This window comes from Bilifractor sp. HCP3S3_D3 (genome assembly GCF_052063915.1).
Lineage (GTDB): Bacteria > Bacillota > Clostridia > Lachnospirales > Lachnospiraceae > Bilifractor.
Genome location: NZ_JBQHWP010000003.1, coordinates 55,371 through 72,413 on the forward strand (window position 1 = coordinate 55,371; position 17,043 = coordinate 72,413).

Genomic DNA, 17,043 nt, shown 5'->3' on the forward strand with positions numbered 1-17,043 from the left:
GCAGCATAACTGCTGTCCACCCTGCCCGAAGAGATCAGATCTCTCCGTTTGCTTTCATATCCTTCAGGAACTTCACAAGCTGAACTGCCTCAAGAGGAGCCACTACAATCTTCCAGCCCGGAAGCTTGTTCTCAAGATCTCCCTTCAGAACAGCGACCTTACCAGGAATGATAAGGGTACGATTTTTGATCTTGCCCTCAACGTTCTCCTGGATGTACTTGGAGATGGAGGTTGCGGAGAGCTTTCCTGCAGCCCAGGATGTCAGTACGGAAAGTCCGCCGGCATCGGAAATAATCAGATTGCAGGGTACTCCGGATCTCTCCAGCTCACCGGATACAAGGAAGTACGTAAGAGCGAAGTCAACGGTCGTCAGGCATACAGAGTTCTCATCTGCTCCGTTGATCGGATAGATTCCCGGTGCGACCTTCATCGGCTTCTGCGGATCAGTGAACAGGTTCTGACGCAGTCCGTAGAGCGGAAGGGCCATAGCGTAATCCATGGTGTCCACAACGACGATGGAGCCGTATTTCAGTGTGAACAGAGCAACGAGAGACTGCTGAAGCTCTCTGTCATCGGTCAGCTTGTTGACCTTTACAATGGACGGATATCCGAAGCTGCGGTCTCCGTCTGCCAGTGCCGCACGTCTGATAATAACAGCAGCCTCAAACGTAGCCTTGATGGAATCCATTGTCACATCGAGAATCAGGTTCTTATTGCCAAGCTTCTCAAGCTTCTGAACGGTATCATACAGCTCGTCGATACTAGTACCACCGACACCAAGCACAACACCGGCATCGGTCGCAAGCTTGCTGAATGCCTCGTAGTTGGAAGCGTCCGCTCCGTCAAGCACAGGCTTGGTATCCTTAACCGCATCCAGTGCAGCCTTTGCCGCTGCCTCATCCTTTACGGAAAGGATAACCGGGCGAACCGCTGCAGCCTTCTTTGCCACCTCAGCGAATCTTTCCGGTGTCGTATCCTTACCGAAGTTTACATTGATCATCTCTGTATACATACGCTCGTTGATACGGTCGTAGTCTACAGAAGGAACCTGTGCGAGCTTTGCATCGATCTCCGCGTCATCCATGCAGGTGCAGATGTTTGCCGCGTAAACAGTCTTATTTACGAAGGTCTTCTCATGTCTGTACAGAACCGTCTCTCCGCCGAGCGTATGCTCGCTGTCTCCCGCTCCTACCTTAATCGTCTTCATCGGCGGAGCAGTTGCCTCAGAGAGCTGCTCCAGAGCCTCTGCAGACATATGCGGGCACTCACTGATCTGCTTTGCGCCCTGCGCTACCTTCATGGAGAATGCCATACATGTCGGGCATCCGCATTCCTTACAGTTTTTCTTCGGGGTCAGTTTGAAAATCTGAATACCACTTAATGCCATAATTCTTTATCCTCCTCTGCTCTCTTAGACTAATTCCTTGATTAACCTGGAAATTGTTTTAACAGATTCCGGATGTTTCAAAATTACAGCATCAGAACCGGAAACAAGGCAGGCTGTCGCGGTCTGAACCTCCATGGAAATTCCGCGGGCCTCAACCGGTCCCCATCCTTCATCAGCATCTTCCTCTGCAGCCGTAGATTCCTTCACTGCCCATGTCTCGGAAGCAACCGGTGTGATGATCGGCATCTGAAGCATCTTGTCATCCTGTCCGAGTGCCGCCGCACGTACACGGTCAAATGTGGAAATCGTGTAATCAAAGCCGTATCCGACCGCTGCGGAACCGGTATTCATCACGATACTGGATGCCGGAACGCCGAGCTGCGTCATTACTACGTTCAGCTGTTTTGCAAGGTTGATATCAACCGCGGATTCTGCTCCGACCTTCTGACCGTAAGCAAGGCCCGCAGCTGCGCCGATTGCCTTGTAGTTCTCTTCCTTCGCTGACATTACCAGAATATTCTTTCCCTGAAGGGCTCCCGCAACCTTCGCGAGAAGATCCGCATCCTTCTCAACGTTCTTGCAGCCTTCCACAACCAGCGGAGTGTCGATGGCATCGGCAACTTCCTTTGCAACCGCTACCAGATCATCCACTGATTTGTTTGCTCCGTTCGGATCTCCGCCAGCCAAACGAAGTACGACAAAATCTCCGCCGGGCATCTGTGCTGCCTTCTTGGCGATTTCGCCGATGGTATTGCATCCCGCGTAATAAGCCTTTACGCCATCCGGCTCTCCGTCAAGACCAAGATCTGTGATCTCAACGCCGATCTTCGGGCCGGAGCCGAGCGACCCGTCAAAGCTGTAGAAAGGAAATGTATTCTCCCCTCCGAGCTTGATCGCCTTGTCGCCTGTTCCGATTTCAACCTCATTAATAGAGGCATTGAATTTGTGTGCTTTACGGTTAAACGGCATTTCTCTTGTTCCTCCTAAGCGAGTAAAAATAGTATAACAATCTTAAACTTCTGCCGGCTCCGCCAGGTTATCTGTCAGCAAAAATACACAGGCAGCTTCTGCGATGCCGGAATTGTTACCCTTCTATCATACCAAAAAATGCATCAATATTCCATCCTGACAGGTGAAATACCACAACGAGATAAAACACGCTGCGCGAGTTTTATCTCGCTATCGCGACGCTCGCCGCACACGAATACTTCGCATTCGGCTGCGGCTCACTGTTCGCGTAAAAAAGCCTGCCGGAAAAGGCGTCCCCATAAACGCCTTTTCCGACCAGCCTGATCAACGAATTACATCATCGGATCCATGCTGAGTGCCGGATGTCCCTTCTCGGTCAGCCATGCAACCAGCTCCTCAGGATCGGTCGTAACGGTTTCATCCGCGATCATATCACAGAAGTTGTCGATTCCGTACAGTTCCTTCGCGGTCTTATTGACAGCATCCGCAACCTGATCCTTCAGATCCTTCGGCATCCATACGATTCTGGCAATTCCGCCCTCTGCCTTCATGAACTTCTTGGATGCGATGAAATGCTTGCCATGTCCCATGAAGCCCGGTGTCTGAACACCGCCGCCTGTCATGGAAGCGAGCTCTGAGAATGTCATTCCGAGAGGAGTCTGACCTGCATACTCACGGTTTGCGATGCAGACACCGTTGGAGAACGGCTCAATACCGCAGATACACTCGAAGCATCCGCAGGATGTCATCGGCTTCTCCATAATGGAATACAGAGATACATCATCAAGCGCACCCTGGGAGAACTTCTTGACTGCCTCGTTTACATCCTCATACTCACCGATTCTCTCATCGATCGGGCGCTCCTTTGTAACAACCTGGCAGGGTCCGTTCGGATCCAGCTCATGCGTTGCCTTTGCATCGAACCAGGATACGGCTCCGCACAGTCCAAGACGCTCCGGAGTTACGATACATACATGGCTCGGAGAGAATGCCTGACACATGATGCAGCTGTAATATACATCAACTGCCTCATCAGTCATGCTCGACAGTCTCTCGTCACGCTTGTCAAACATCGGAATGGCAATCTCATGACGAATTCTTGTGCAGTCCTCCGGCTTGGTGTAAATCTTTACCTGACATTTGTCTACAACAGCGGCAAATTCGTTCTTGATCTGGGTGTACAGAACCTCTGCAAGATCCTTTGCGCGGAAGCCGGCATTGAAGGTATCCTTGCTGATACGGATACGGATCATATCACGCTGACCGGTGTGCATCAGACCCTCGATGCAGTTGAGGTAAGAATGGAACTTACGCTCAAATACCGGCTCGAAGTCTGCCTGCATGTTCTTTCCGGCAACCTCAACCACATAGGCGATAGACTGCTTGCTGCCGACCGGGAATTCATCGAAGTCCGGTCCGATCAGCTCGAAGGAGTGATCCTCAACCTCTGACGGATCCTTCATATGTACGAGCTCGCAGCAATCCACACGGGAACCGTCAAACTCAACCTGCATGTCACCGCGGCGTACGATTTCACCTTCGAACGCGGAGCCGAAAGAAACCGGAATATCTACCTTTGTAATCTTGATCTTGATGTTTCTCGCTTCCAGGGAAGCAGCATTCATCTTTTCTACCGGGACCTTCGGAATCAGGCATTCCGGAACCGCGAAGGTATCCTCGTTCGTGATAACCGGGAATCCAAGCGCGATCGCGCCGGCGCCGGCAGCCACGATAACTTCGTTCAGAGGAGCAAAAGCATTGACAAATGCCGGAACGCGCTCCTTGGTATATGCCATGAGTCCTGCGGCGTCACCCGGTTTGATGTTGCCAAAGATCAGAGCCGCACGGATCGCGACAGAAACGACATGTGCAACAGCTGTGATATCCTTGCCAAGCGGGATTACACGGACATTAGCGCCCATCTTAACCTTCTGCTGCGCGCACTGATCAATGATTCCGCCGACCAGTGTAACGAGCTGTCCCTGCTCCTGATAGGATTTAACAAGGGCTGCGCCCTCTTCTGCTGTCGGAGCCTCACCGATGATAACCGGAACGCCTGGAATGTCTCCGGTAACAAGCGGAACACCGAGCTCACGGATAACCGGATCCGGCAGATGACCTGTGTAAGGAGCCTCATATGGCGTATCGTTATCGATATACTTGAGAACCTCGATGAACTCCGCAAGAAGAGCCGTTGCTACACCGGACATCAGAGCGTCATTCAGCTTTGCCCCTCTTGTCATAAGTGTCTTGACAACCGCAAGCGCATCTTTCAGCTCGCCGAGTGTGCCGACCTTGGTTCCTGTAACAGCATAATAGCACGGAATGCTGTATGCAGTCCCCGGAAAGCCTACCTTTTTGTCTGCGCCATACTTTGCGATGGCATCGTCTACGGCCTTTTCTGTCAGTCCGTAAACTGCATCATTTCCCTGAAAAATCACATCAAATAAAGTCATTTTTCTACCTCCGCGTTTTTTATTTGATCTATTTTTTCTTTAATAGAACTAACTTCTTCAAGGAGCTGCCTGCTGTAATCATACGGTGAACAGCCCTGCCTGTCGGCATCCATGATATCCGTATTATAGTGTATGAATCCGAGGATATTTTCCTCCGGTATCCGGGATCGGATAAATTCTTCATCCTTCTCGTCACGGATCTTATTTGCCACTACATTGACATCGTTGATGCCAAGCTGAGCGGCAAGCCGTTTTACATTTTTGTATGTCTGAATGCTCCTCGCCCCCGGTTCGATCACGACAATGAACTGGTCCATTCCCTTTGTGGTTCCTCTTGCGAGATGCTCCAGTCCTGCCTCCATATCCATGATCACCACATCGTTGCTGCGAAGCATCAGATGATGAATCAGTCTTCGGAGCAGCACGTGCTCCGGGCAGACGCACCCGCGGCCCGCTGTATCTACGGTTCCGAGAAGAAGAAGCTTCACGCCGTTCTTCTCTCTTGCAAACTTATCCGGAAGATCATCAACCTTCGGATTCAGCTTGTACATATTCGTAATTTCGTCCAGATCAGTCCTCTCATTAATCAGCTCACGCATCTTTGTGATCGGAACGATCTGGTCGAGTTCGTCTTCTGAAAAACCGAGCGCCAGTCCAAGGTTTGCGTCCGGATCCACATCCACCGCAAGCACCCCATTGCCCTGATCCGCATACATCCTGGCCAGTGTTGCCGCAAACGTGGTCTTGCCGACGCCGCCTTTTCCGGTGATCGCTATCTTCATTAATAAAGCCTCCAACTCTGCTGAATAATTCCGGCCGCTCACGTTCTTATCACACGGATAATCTGCGCAAAAGCAGCCGGAAACAGCGGCGGACAGCCCCGGAACCCGCGAAGATGCAGGTCACGAAGCGATCCGCAGCTGATACTTTTCTATGGCGTCCCGCATCCGGGTGCGCCGGCCTGCATTTGTAAATCTGTCTGTGCGGCTTTTGATCAGATTCCGAGTGCTTTTCTCTTCTCCTCGATTCTCTCGATCATCTCGTCACCAAGCTTATCGATATCCGGCTCGAAGGTATATGCAGCCTCAACCCAGTCGCGGATTCCACCGGTAAGAAGGTCAGTGATCTGATCCGATCCGGATACTCCAGGTTCAACTCCAAGGAAGGTATCAATTCCGGTAGCAACCACATAGTTTCCGATGGATACTGCCTTTTCGGACATCCATTCCGGAGCGCAGCCGACAACAGGAAGCTGAGAAATATTGCAGCCAGCCTGTTTTGCCAGATCCGATACCAGTACGCACATACGGCTGATATCTACGCAGGATCCCATATGAAGAACCGGCGGGATGTCTGCGAGTTCACAAACGGTCTTCAAACCGGTTCCGCAGATCTCCTTTGCCTCCTTATCCATGAGTCCGACTCTTGCCGCTGCCTGTGCCGAACATCCGGATGCGACAATCAGAATATCGTTCTCGATCAGCTTCTTCATCAGCCCGATGTGAGCGGTATCCGGACGAACACGCGGGTTATTGCAGCCGACCATCGCAACGCATCCGCGGATAACACCGGATGTGATGCAGTCAACCAGCGGCTGAAGCGTATCCAGCTCGTCCACCTGAGAGTTTGTAACCACGTTGAGCTGTTTCTTGATTGCTTCAACAGAATATCCGACGGTTGCCTTTGTCTTCAGCTGCGGGATATGTACAAGCTCCGGTTTTCTGTTCTTGAAGTTCTTCACAGCCGTCTCAACGATCAGCTTTGCCTGCTTATCCGCGTCATCTACATCAAACTCGATGAAATCGGAATCTGGCATTCTGGCAATCGGAGAAGTTGTGATGAACTTTGTGTGGAAGCATTTGGACAGGGGTCCAAGTGCCGGGAAGATACACTGAACATCAACAACAATCGCCTCGCAGGCTCCGGTCAGAACTACATTTTCCTGCTGCAGGAAGTTTCCTGCCATCGGGATTCCGCGGCGCATCGCAACCTCATTGGATGTGCAGCACACGCCGGATACGGTGATTCCCTTTGCGCCGACGCTCTTGGCGAGCTCGATCATCTCGGGATCTTCCGCATAGTCACAGACAAGCTCGGAAAGTGCCGGATCGTGTCCGTGTACAACGATATTTACGTTCTCCTCGACCATTACGCCAAGGTTCGCGCTTGTGTCAACCGGCTTCGGTGTTCCGAACAGAACATCGGAGAACTCGGTTCCGGCCATGGAACCGCCCCATCCGTCGGACATTCCGGCTCTCAGAGACTGACGGATCAGTGCCTCCGGCAGAGAGGAGTTGCCCATATGTGTCATATGCATGGAGCAGGAAATCTCACGGTCGATTGCTCTCGGCTCAATCTCCGCCTTGTGCCAGAGCTCTCTGGTGTGCTCCGGAGCTCTCGACAGCCATCTCTGCGTGCCGAATACCTTTCCGTACTCCTCCATTGCCATGTACGCAACCTCGTGAGCGAGGTCATAGATATCCTTTCCCTCAGTCTCAACGCCCCACTCCTTCGCGATACGGGTCAGTTTCTCAGGATCCTTCACGGTGTACGGGCCTTCCGGCTTTGTATTGTAAAGGGTGTAGCAGATGGAACGTCCGTGATCTGAATGGGTGGCAGCGCCTCCCGCTACAAAACGCAGGAAGTTTCTTCCAACAATTCCATGCGCGTCGCAGCCGCAGATTCCGCGAGGTGCCTTCGGTGTGATACGGCACGGGCCCATGCGGCAGATCCGGCAGCAGATTCCCTTCTCACCGAATCCGCAGTGCGGGGTCTGATTCTTCAGTCTGGCCTGATAGGAATCCGCTCCTACTTTTGCGCCAGTTTCCAATAATCTGTTGGTGGCCGCCTCGAGTTCTTCGATCGTATACGGTCTGAATGCCATGCTTTTGTCCTCCTCAAAAGTATAATGGTTTATTAAGTTAATTAAACAAAAATATAATCTATCTGCGGTCCCTCATCACAGAACCGCTCTGCCGCAGGCAGCAGAACCACTGCATCGCCTGTGCCAGCATTCGAAATGAAATACGTACCCGGCTTACGCCCCTCCGGTACGTTACCCGCATCCGGATCTCAGAGTCCCAGCTTTTTGACTGCCTCCATCAGAGCAGCTCTTACCGGTGAATCCTCCGGGAGATCAACAGATGGTTTTCCATCGCAATCGAACTCATACACGGTATCATCTGCCGGAACCACCGCGAGCAGCTCCAGGCCCTGCTTCTCGATTTCCTCTTTTGTGCCCTCATTGAGCTTTCCGTTCGGAGCACGGTTGACAATCAGTCCGATTCTCTCCGGGTTCAGATGACACTCTGCAATCAGATCCTTGATCCTTCCGGCAGCCTGAACGCCTCTTCTGGAGCAGTCACTGACAAGAATTGCCGTCTCCATACTTGGAAGAATGCCCCTGCTGATATGTTCAAGTCCCGCCTCATTGTCCACTACAATGTAGGGATAGTTCGACTGAAGCTTCTGAAGCTGTGTCTGAAGCAGTCCGTTGACGTAGCAGTAGCATCCCTTCCCCTGAGTACGCCCCATGACCAGGAGGTCAAAATCATCCTCCTCTGTGAGCGCGCCCTGTAAACGGAACTGCGCGTACTCCGCCTTGCTCATTCCGGAGGGAAGCTTGCTTCCAAAATCCTCCGCATGATTGATCTCTTCACGAATCTCTCCGAGTGTCGGCGGTGCCTCGACTCCGAGAACTTCGTTAAGATTTGAATTTGCATCCGCATCCACCGCAAGCACGGGACCCTTCCCGCTCTTACAGAGATACTGTATTAATAATGCAGTCAGTGTCGTCTTTCCGACACCGCCCTTGCCTGCAACGGCAATCACATGCGCCATTGGCGATTACACCTCCTGTTTCCTTATCTGCATCTGCAGCAAACGCCCATATGATAAATCGTTCCACATACTGTATAAGCTACGGATTGCTCCGTGCTTCGCACTCCCGCAATCCTACAGGTGACCGACTTCGTCGGTCTGTCGCGGCGTTCACCCCACCGCTTTACACTTTGTGTGAGCGGATGTGGCTCACTGCCCGCGCATATTCGGATTTCGCGCGTTCGCGCTTCATCAGTCGCAGACCAGCATAACCTTGCTCGCCGCAAGATCCACCCACTTGATTCTGCCCTGAATTCTTGTCTGTTCTCCGACAATATCTTCTACAATCACAAAATCACCGTCCACATCGATTCGTGCGGTGTTTTCCATGATTACGGTATTGTCGCTTTCTTTATATACGGTTGCGAGACACATTTCTATCAACTCCTTTGCTGTGTCTTCTGCGTCAGTGCTCCTCTCCGGCCTTTTCCTTCAGGTGTTCCTTATAAAGTGTCAGAGCGATATTCAGATACATGTTGCCCTTCTGATATTCGGTGACGCCCTCCCTGATCTGTGCCGCAACATCTGCCAGTCCCTGATTCTCCAGTTGGCCGGCCATCTTCTCCGCTTCCGCGGCGTGCTGTGTGTTGTGCTGAACCATATAGTTCAGTAAAGCAAATGTCTGATCCTTGCACTTCCCGCTTTCCGGTTCACAGTTTCCGCATCCGGCATCACAGGCTGCCGCATGATCGTGATCGTGGTGATCATGATCGTGCGCACCGTGAGGAATCAGATTTCCATTTTCATCTCTTAAAATATGCATGAGAGACCTCCGCTGAAATGATCAATTGCTGAAAAAAACAAGCATGATATTCTTTTCACAATCACTTTGATTATATACTCACCCATGGAAAATATCAATAGAAGTCATTTGGCGAAGGGCTCGTTTTTTGTACAAAGTGAACGTAAAAAAACGTTTTCACAAAATTAAACTTCTCCTGAATCCCGATCTTTTTGTACAGGTATGCACAAGTCATCCTTGACAACAGGAAGAGCTTTTGTCTGTTGCCGTCACCATCCTCCCCAGGGGGTTCTCCAGCCCGAAAACTTGCACATTTTTGGCACGTCTTTTTAATGTAATCTGCACAATTCTTCCGCAGGGTATCAAAAAATTGTATTTTTTTGCAAACACAGCGCATATCTGTCCTTACGCCGCGGTGATGATTGCACTTTTTCACAATGTGTATTATGATAATAGCAATATTTTCCATCTGTGCAGGGAATATCATCAATGGCGCTGTGCATTTTCCCCCGCTTTCAGATATTATGTTTCCGGTAACATCTCTATTTTAAATGATTTCATCCGTAATTTCCATACTTTTTCATGCATTCTGCACATTCCGGCATTCTCAGCTTCGTCTTGCAGCTGTAAGCAATGTCACATCTTATCGTTCTGATATTTATCAACCGGATGTTCAAAGATAACCGGAGCAATTGAGCAAAAGCGAAATAAAACACGCTGCGCGAGTTTTATCTCGCTATCGCGACGCTCGCCGCACACGAATACTTCGCATTCGGCTGCGGCTCACTGTTCGCGTAAATCATTTTCAATGGGTATCAAATGATAGGCAGAGTATTTCAGATGTTTTAATGTGAGGTATCAGACTATGACCGAAGTATTTAAGAAGATAAATATCCCCTCTCACTCCCTGAACGACGGGAATTCCATCCCGCTCCTGGGGCTCGGGGTTTACAAGACAACTGATGAAAAAGACATGCATACTGCCGTGGATGCAGCTTACCGCTGCGGCTATCGGCTGTTTGACACTGCTTCTGTCTACGGCAATGAAGAACTTCTGGGAAATGCCATCCGGGACCTTGATATTCCGAGAGAGAAGATTTTTCTCACGTCGAAGGTCTGGAACAACGCCCAGCGGCTCGGAGACGTGTCGGGTGCCTTCCAGCGGACGCTGGACAGGCTCGGAACCGCTTATATCGATCTATACCTGATTCACTGGCCGGTTCCGGGATGTACCCGGCAGACCTGGAGGGAACTGATCCGCCTGAAGGAATCAGGACTTGCCCGATCCATCGGCGTGAGCAATTTTTCCCCGGCTCAGCTCGAATGTCTTGAGCAGGAAACCGGCGTTGTTCCGGTACTCAATCAAATAGAATGCCATCCCCTCTGGCGTCAGCGCGAAACCGTAAATTACTGCCAGAGCCACGGTATTCAGGTTCAGGCTTATGCGCCGCTCGCGCGCGGCGCATACAAGGACCGCGAGATTCTCATCAAGATCGGCGAAAAATACGGAAAAACGGCCGCCCAGACCGGTCTCCGGTGGCTGATACAGAGGGGCATCTCAGTGATTCCGAAATCCGTACACCCTTCCCGCATCGTGGAAAACGCGGACATCTTTGATTTTGCCCTCACAGAACCGGAGATGACCGCAATCGACGCGATGGATGAAGGGCTTCGCACCGCTCACATCCCTCAGGATCTTGTTGATACGGAATGGGCGGTTCTGACTGACTGACAGACGGATTGATTAAAGGATAACTTATTCGTCCCACTCTTCGATCTCATCTTTTCCGTCCCGCTGCATCAGCTCATTTACGGCGTCACGGGCGGGCTTTCCGTGAAAGAGCACTTCATTCACCTCATTCACGATCGGCATATCCACGTGATATTTCTCCGCGAGCATTTTTCCCGCCCTGGCAGAATATACGCCCTCGACCACCTGGTGCACTTCCTTCATCGCGGCTTCCATGGTATATCCCTGCCCCATCAGATAGCCCGCCTTCCGATTGCGGCTGTGCAGACTCGCGCAGGTTACGATCAGATCACCAATTCCGGACAGACCGTAGAGCGTTCTCATGTGAATGCCCATCGCGCCTCCAAGCCTTGCAAGTTCTGCGCTTCCTCTGGTGATCAGCGCCGCCTTTGTGTTGTCCCCGTATCCGAGCCCGTCCGCAATTCCCGCCGCAAGAGCCATCACGTTCTTCAATGCCGCCCCGAGCTGAATTCCCTTCATGTCCGAGCTTGTGTACACCCGGAATACCGGCGACATAAAGACGGACTGCACCCGGTTCGCGGTCTCTCTGCTGTGCGCCCCGGCGACAATAGCCGTCGGAAGGCCTCTTCCGACCTCCTCCGCGTGACTGGGGCCGGAAAGAACAGCCACATCCGCCTGCGGAATCTCCTGCTCAATGATCTCGCTCATTGTCATCAGAGAATTTTCCTCGATCCCCTTTGCCACACTGACGATCAGCAGTCCGGGCCGGACCAGTCCACTCATCTTGTGTGCCGTATTCCTCAGGGCAGGAGAAGGAACTGCCAGCACAATGAGATTCCTTCCGGCACAGGCCTCCCCGAGATCTGTCGTATACTCCACGGAATCCGGAAGAATCACACCCGGAAGTTTATCCGTGTTCTGATGATTCTTTTGATACATTTCCGTTTCTTCCGCGCGGTAGGACCAAAGGGTCAGCTCGTGACCATTATTGCATAAAAGCCAGGTAAGCGCGGTCCCCCAGCTTCCCGAACCAATCACACTGATTTTTGCCATCGATTCACCTCCCTAATATCTGCCGTGCCGCCACGGCCCCGCTGCAATGCGCGAGTCACCGTTATTATTTATCCGACGGATGGCGATGACTCAGATAAGTCTTCCTTTCGCACCCGGCCGCAAGCCTCTTGATATTGCCACGATGCTGGAAATACGCGAGTGCGGTGAGGATCGCCGTAAGCACACACATCTCCGTGAGCCGGGCTGTTGTCATCGAATATCTTCCCATTGCACAAAAAACGCAGAGAAATACCAGAAACTCCGTAGACAGTGACAGCGAGCTCAGAGACACATAGTGAGTCGCGAAAAAAATCGAAAAGAACAGCACCGTACCCACCAGTATCATCGGCCAGTCGCCAAAAGCGATGACCATTCCCGCCGTCGCAGCGATTCCCTTGCCCCCTCGAAAATCCATATAGAACGGATAGTCATGTCCGAGGATGACTCCGGCAGCTGTCCAGATCTTGAGAAGCGGGAAGAGCTCCGGGTATGAATTGCGGAAAATCAGCCAGGTAAGAATAACAGCAAGAATACACTTCATTACGTCCCCGGCCATCGTCATGAGACCGGCTTTCGTTCCGAGCGTGCGAAGCGCGTTAGTCGTTCCCGCGTTGCCGCTCCCCATCTTCCGGATGTCCACGCCCTTTGCTTTTCCGATGAAATAAGAGGTCTGAAACAGACCAAATCCGTATCCGATCAGCAGACTGCAAGCCCGTGCAAGCATCTCTCAGTTCTCCTCCTTGTCCTGTCTCTCCCTGATAATGAAACGGATCGCGGTTCCCTTAAAACCGAAGGCATCACGCACCCGGTTCTCCAGATATCTCTGATAAGAGAAATGCATCAGTTTCTTCTCATTCACAAAGATTACAAAGGTCGGCGGCTTCACCGCTACCTGTGTCATATAAAAAACTTTCAGCCTCCTTCCCTTATCTGACGGCGGCTGCTGCATGGCAAGAGCTTCGGTCAGGATGTCATTCAGAACACCGGTCTGCACACGAAGCGTCTGCGAATCCAAAATCTCATCGATGGTGTCAAAGAGCTTCGGAAGTCTCTGTCCGGTTTTGGCGGATATGAAGATAATCTCCGCGTAATAAGCAAAGGAGAGGGTATTTCTCACCTTGTTCGTAAACTCCTTCACGGATTTATCATCCTTCTCGACCGCATCCCACTTATTCACCGCGACAATCAGCCCCTTCCCTCTCTCGTGGGCGATTCCTGCGATCTTCGCGTCCTGCTCGGTGATTCCTTCCGTCGCGTCGATCACGACAACAGCGATATCACAGCGCTCTACCGCAGATACAGTCCGGATGATGCTGTACCTCTCCAGGTCCTCCTTTATCTTGCTCTTTCTCCGAAGACCCGCGGTATCAATGAAGGTATAATTCTTCCCGTTCCGGGAAATAACCGTGTCGATCGCATCTCTTGTGGTGCCTGCGATATCCGATACAATGACCCGGTTACCGCCGAGCAGTTTATTGATAATGGAGGACTTTCCGACATTCGGCTTCCCGACAACGGCAATTCTGGGATTCTCGTCCTCCTCCTGCGCCTCTGCTCCCTCTGGGAACTTCGAAATCACCGCATCTAGAAGATCCCCAAGTCCCTGCTTTCCTTCTGCAGAAATCGCATAAGGCTCTCCTATACCAAGGTTATAGAACTCATATACATCCATCTGCTGTGTCTTGAAGCTGTCCACCTTATTCACGGCAAGCACAATCGGCTTCCGGCTCTTGCGCAGCATGGTGGCAACCTGATAATCCGCGTCCGTCAGTCCCTGACGAACGTCGGTCATAAAAATGATCACATCCGCGGTGTCGATGGCGATCATCGCCTGTTCTCTCATCTGCGAGAGGATCACGTCGCTGCTGTCCGGCTCGATTCCACCGGTATCAATCATCGTAAACTCATGGGAGAGCCAGCTGACATCGGTATAGATCCGGTCCCTGGTCACTCCGGGCGTATCCTTCACAATGGAGATTCTCTCTCCTGCAAGAGCATTAAATAATGTAGACTTACCCACGTTCGGGCGTCCCACAACTGCTACGATCGGTTTGCTCATACATCTGTCTCCTTCTATGTGTACTGCCCTTCGTCTCTCCGAGAACCGCAAGGCAGAAATCCTTTCCCTCCGGATCCACCACAGTGACGGGAACCTTTAGTTCCATTATAACCTGTTCAACCGTGATGTCATCTAGAAAAACATTTTCCCCGGAACGAAGCATATTGCAGGGAATCAAAAGCTCCTCCCCGAGTTCCTTTCCCTTCAGCTGACGAATCAGATCCGTCCCTGTGACAAGTCCGGACACAGTGATTCTCTCGCCGAAAAAGTCATTCCGGATTGGTACGATCCGGACGCAGACCTGCGGATATTTCTCCCGGATCAGTCCGCACAGCTTTCGAATGGTATCGGCAGGAAGCTGTCCCGTCGCAATCGTCAGGTTCCGTGTCCTGTCATCTCCGCTGCGTTCCCGCAGCTCCTCTCTCACCTCTGTCTCCAGAAGCCTCAGCATGCCGACACCATTTTCCAGCTGAAGATAGCCGTCATACCGCTCCTCCTCCGGAATGTCCCTGCCCGCCAGAAGATACCACTCGTCCGACGCATGCACAAAATGCACTCCGTACTTTGGGTACAGCTTTTTCTGCCAGCTTTCGATACGGTCAATTACCTTCGCCGCATCATCTCCATTGAACGGCTCGAGGGGGTACAGACCGTCCCGGAACCTGGAGAGCCCAACCGGAACAACGGAAAGGCTCCGGAGAGCAGGCAGGTATCCGGTGAGATCCCGGATGGTCCGTTCCAGCTCCTCCCCGTCATTCAGGCCTTTACAGAGAACGATCTGCCCGTTCATCTCGATCCCGGCGTCCGCCAGCCGCTTCACCTTCGGAAAAACATCTCCCGCAAACCGGTTGTGAAGCATCTTCCTGCGGAGTTCCGGATTCGTGGTCTGGAACGAAATATTGATGGGCTCCATTCGGTAGCGGATAATCCGGTCGATATCGCTGTCGCTCATGTTCGTCAGCGTGACATAGTTGCCCTGAAGGAAAGACAACCTGGAATCATCGTCCTTGAAATAAAGCGTATCCCGCATCCCCTTCGGCATCTGGTCTATGAAGCAGAAAACGCAGTGGTTGCTGCAGGATTTGTAGTCATCCATCAGCCCGTTTTCAAACTCCACACCAAGGTCCTCATCCGGATCCTTCTCAATTTCCAGTTCCCATTCTTCGCCGGATTTCTTCTTTTTCAGCAGGACCACAATATAACTGTCATTCATTAAAAACCGGTAATCAAAAATATCCTCGATATCGTTTCCATTGATCTTCAGGATCTCATCGCCGGGCTCCATTTCCATTTCCTCAGCAATGCTTCCGGGCTCGATTTTCCTTATTATATGTGCAGTCTTTCCCATTTTCCATCCTCCGATCATCCTTCAAATCATAACAAATCCGCACTGAAAAAGCAACTTGACCGCGGAAGCAGGCATTGACACCCCTTTTTTTCAATGCTAATATGTGTCGTGTACGCCCGTGCGAATTCATTATCTGCTATAGCGGAGCCGTTTTTTACGCGAATTTCCGGGCATCCCGTTGTGAAAAAACATTATACCGGAGGCTTTCATGGCTAATACAAAATATCTGGTGAATGCATCTGCAGTCGCTCCTCTCAAGCTGATCGCTCTGCCCGGATGCGAAGAAATGGCTAAGACCATCAACAAGTATCTGATCCAGTTCCGGCAGGAGATTTCTGCCCAGAACACCGCAAAGAAGGACACCTATGGATATGCCACAGACAATTACATCATCGACGTGAACCTTCCCCGTTTCGGAAGCGGCGAGGGCAAGGGTGTCATCAATGAGTCCGTACGGGGCGTTGACCTTTTCATCCTTGTTGATGTATGCAATTACAGCGTCACCTACAGCGAGTTCGGAAACATCAACCACATGAGCCCTGATGACCATTTCCAGAACCTCAAGCGCGTCATCGCCGCGGCAAACGGAAAGGCACACAGAATCAGCGTCATGATGCCGTTCCTGTATGAAAGCCGCCAGCACAAGAGAACCGGAAGGGAATCCCTCGACTGTGCGCTTGCCCTGCAGGAGCTCGTGGACTACGGCGTGACCAATATTCTGACCTTTGACGCACATGACCCGCGCGTCATGAACTCCATTCCGCTTCACGGTTTTGATAATTTCTTCCCGACCTATCAGTTTCTGAAGGCACTGCTGAAGACAGAGTCCGATATCCAGATTTCAAATGACCACCTGATGATCATCTCCCCGGATGAGGGAGCCATGTCCCGCGCCATCTATTTCTCCAATGTGCTCGGAGTTGACATGGGCATGTTCTACAAGCGCCGTGATTATTCCCGAATCGTCAATGGCAAGAACCCCATCGTCGCCCACGAATTCCTCGGCGACTCCGTAGAAGGCAAGGACTGCATCGTCATCGACGATATGATTTCCTCCGGCGGCAGCATGCTCGATGTCGCGACACAGCTGAAAAGCCGCGGTGCCCGCAACGTATATGTCTGCTGCACCTTCGGTCTGTTCACGGACGGACTGGCCAAATTTGATGAATACTACGAAAAGGGAATGATCAAGAAGGTCATCACCACCAACCTGATCTACCAGACACCGGAACTGCTCTCCCGCCCGTGGTATTCCACCGCGAAGATGGGTAAGTACATGGCCAGCATCATTGATACCCTGAATCACGACGTATCCATCAACAAGGTGCGTGACAACACCCTGAAGATCAATAAGCTTCTCAAGCAGCACGGACGCTAACTCAGACCATAAAGACTATAACTGCCGTACAATTCAATTTGTGCGGCAGTATTTTTTTACG

The 17,043-nt window shown here is 51.5% G+C and carries 14 protein-coding genes; 2 read left to right on the forward strand and 12 right to left on the reverse strand.

The genetic code is table 11. The features are described 5' to 3' along the window. Positions 1 to 34: 34 nt before the first annotated feature. The 8 genes from acsC to ACTNDI_RS02585 form a co-directional block, all read right to left on the reverse strand. Complete coding sequence (gene acsC / locus ACTNDI_RS02550; protein ID WP_441099185.1) at positions 35 to 1,387, reverse strand: acetyl-CoA decarbonylase/synthase complex subunit gamma; 1,353 nt, start codon at positions 1,385 to 1,387, stop codon at positions 35 to 37. A 24-nt stretch (positions 1,388 to 1,411) separates the two neighbouring features. Further along, positions 1,412 to 2,356: an acetyl-CoA decarbonylase/synthase complex subunit delta gene (gene acsD / locus ACTNDI_RS02555; protein WP_441099186.1), complete on the reverse strand. Its 945-nt coding sequence runs from the start codon at positions 2,354 to 2,356 to the stop codon at positions 1,412 to 1,414. Between the two features lie 332 nt (positions 2,357 to 2,688). Further along, entirely contained in the window at positions 2,689 to 4,812 is a 2,124-nt protein-coding gene (acsB, locus tag ACTNDI_RS02560) for an acetyl-CoA decarbonylase/synthase complex subunit alpha/beta (RefSeq protein ID WP_441099187.1), read from the reverse strand. After that, entirely contained in the window at positions 4,809 to 5,594 is a 786-nt protein-coding gene (locus ACTNDI_RS02565) for a nucleotide-binding protein (RefSeq protein WP_441099188.1), read from the reverse strand. Before ACTNDI_RS02565 ends, acsB begins: the two co-directional genes overlap by 4 nt. Before the next feature lie 212 nt (positions 5,595 to 5,806). Beyond that, complete coding sequence (gene cooS / locus ACTNDI_RS02570) at positions 5,807 to 7,696, reverse strand: anaerobic carbon-monoxide dehydrogenase catalytic subunit (protein ID WP_441099189.1); 1,890 nt, start codon at positions 7,694 to 7,696, stop codon at positions 5,807 to 5,809. A gap of 188 nt (positions 7,697 to 7,884) precedes the next feature. Then, positions 7,885 to 8,652 (reverse strand): nucleotide-binding protein, encoded by a 768-nt coding sequence (locus tag ACTNDI_RS02575; RefSeq protein WP_441099190.1) that lies wholly within the window; start codon positions 8,650 to 8,652, stop codon positions 7,885 to 7,887. A gap of 231 nt (positions 8,653 to 8,883) precedes the next feature. Continuing rightward, positions 8,884 to 9,066: a CooT family nickel-binding protein gene (locus ACTNDI_RS02580; protein WP_441099191.1), complete on the reverse strand. Its 183-nt coding sequence runs from the start codon at positions 9,064 to 9,066 to the stop codon at positions 8,884 to 8,886. Positions 9,067 to 9,097: 31 nt separating this feature from the next. Continuing rightward, entirely contained in the window at positions 9,098 to 9,454 is a 357-nt protein-coding gene (locus ACTNDI_RS02585; RefSeq protein ID WP_441099192.1) for a cobalt transporter, read from the reverse strand. Positions 9,455 to 10,298: 844 nt separating this feature from the next. Here ACTNDI_RS02585 and ACTNDI_RS02590 point away from each other — a divergent pair. Beyond that, complete coding sequence (locus tag ACTNDI_RS02590; protein ID WP_441099193.1) at positions 10,299 to 11,165, forward strand: aldo/keto reductase; 867 nt, start codon at positions 10,299 to 10,301, stop codon at positions 11,163 to 11,165. A gap of 24 nt (positions 11,166 to 11,189) precedes the next feature. Here ACTNDI_RS02590 and ACTNDI_RS02595 read toward each other — a convergent pair whose 3' ends face one another. The 4 genes from ACTNDI_RS02595 to ACTNDI_RS02610 form a co-directional block, all read right to left on the reverse strand. Further along, complete coding sequence (locus ACTNDI_RS02595) at positions 11,190 to 12,197, reverse strand: NAD(P)H-dependent glycerol-3-phosphate dehydrogenase (protein WP_441099194.1); 1,008 nt, start codon at positions 12,195 to 12,197, stop codon at positions 11,190 to 11,192. Positions 12,198 to 12,261: 64 nt separating this feature from the next. Then, positions 12,262 to 12,921, reverse strand: coding sequence for a glycerol-3-phosphate acyltransferase (locus tag ACTNDI_RS02600; protein WP_441099195.1), 660 nt, complete (start codon positions 12,919 to 12,921; stop codon positions 12,262 to 12,264). Between the two features lie 3 nt (positions 12,922 to 12,924). After that, the gene (der, locus tag ACTNDI_RS02605; protein WP_441099196.1) at positions 12,925 to 14,256 is read right to left on the reverse strand and encodes a ribosome biogenesis GTPase Der; all 1,332 of its coding nucleotides are present in this window, start codon (positions 14,254 to 14,256) and stop codon (positions 12,925 to 12,927) included. Next, positions 14,210 to 15,604 carry a DUF512 domain-containing protein gene (locus tag ACTNDI_RS02610; protein WP_441099197.1) on the reverse strand — a complete coding sequence of 465 codons (1,395 nt, stop codon included), beginning with the start codon at positions 15,602 to 15,604 and terminating at the stop codon, positions 14,210 to 14,212. Before ACTNDI_RS02610 ends, der begins: the two co-directional genes overlap by 47 nt. 208 nt (positions 15,605 to 15,812) lie before the next feature. Between ACTNDI_RS02610 and ACTNDI_RS02615 the strand changes: the two genes are divergently transcribed. Beyond that, a complete protein-coding gene (locus ACTNDI_RS02615) occupies positions 15,813 to 16,982 on the forward strand; it encodes a ribose-phosphate pyrophosphokinase (protein WP_441099198.1) in 1,170 nt (389 codons plus the stop codon). The last annotated feature ends 61 nt before the right edge of the window (positions 16,983 to 17,043 follow it).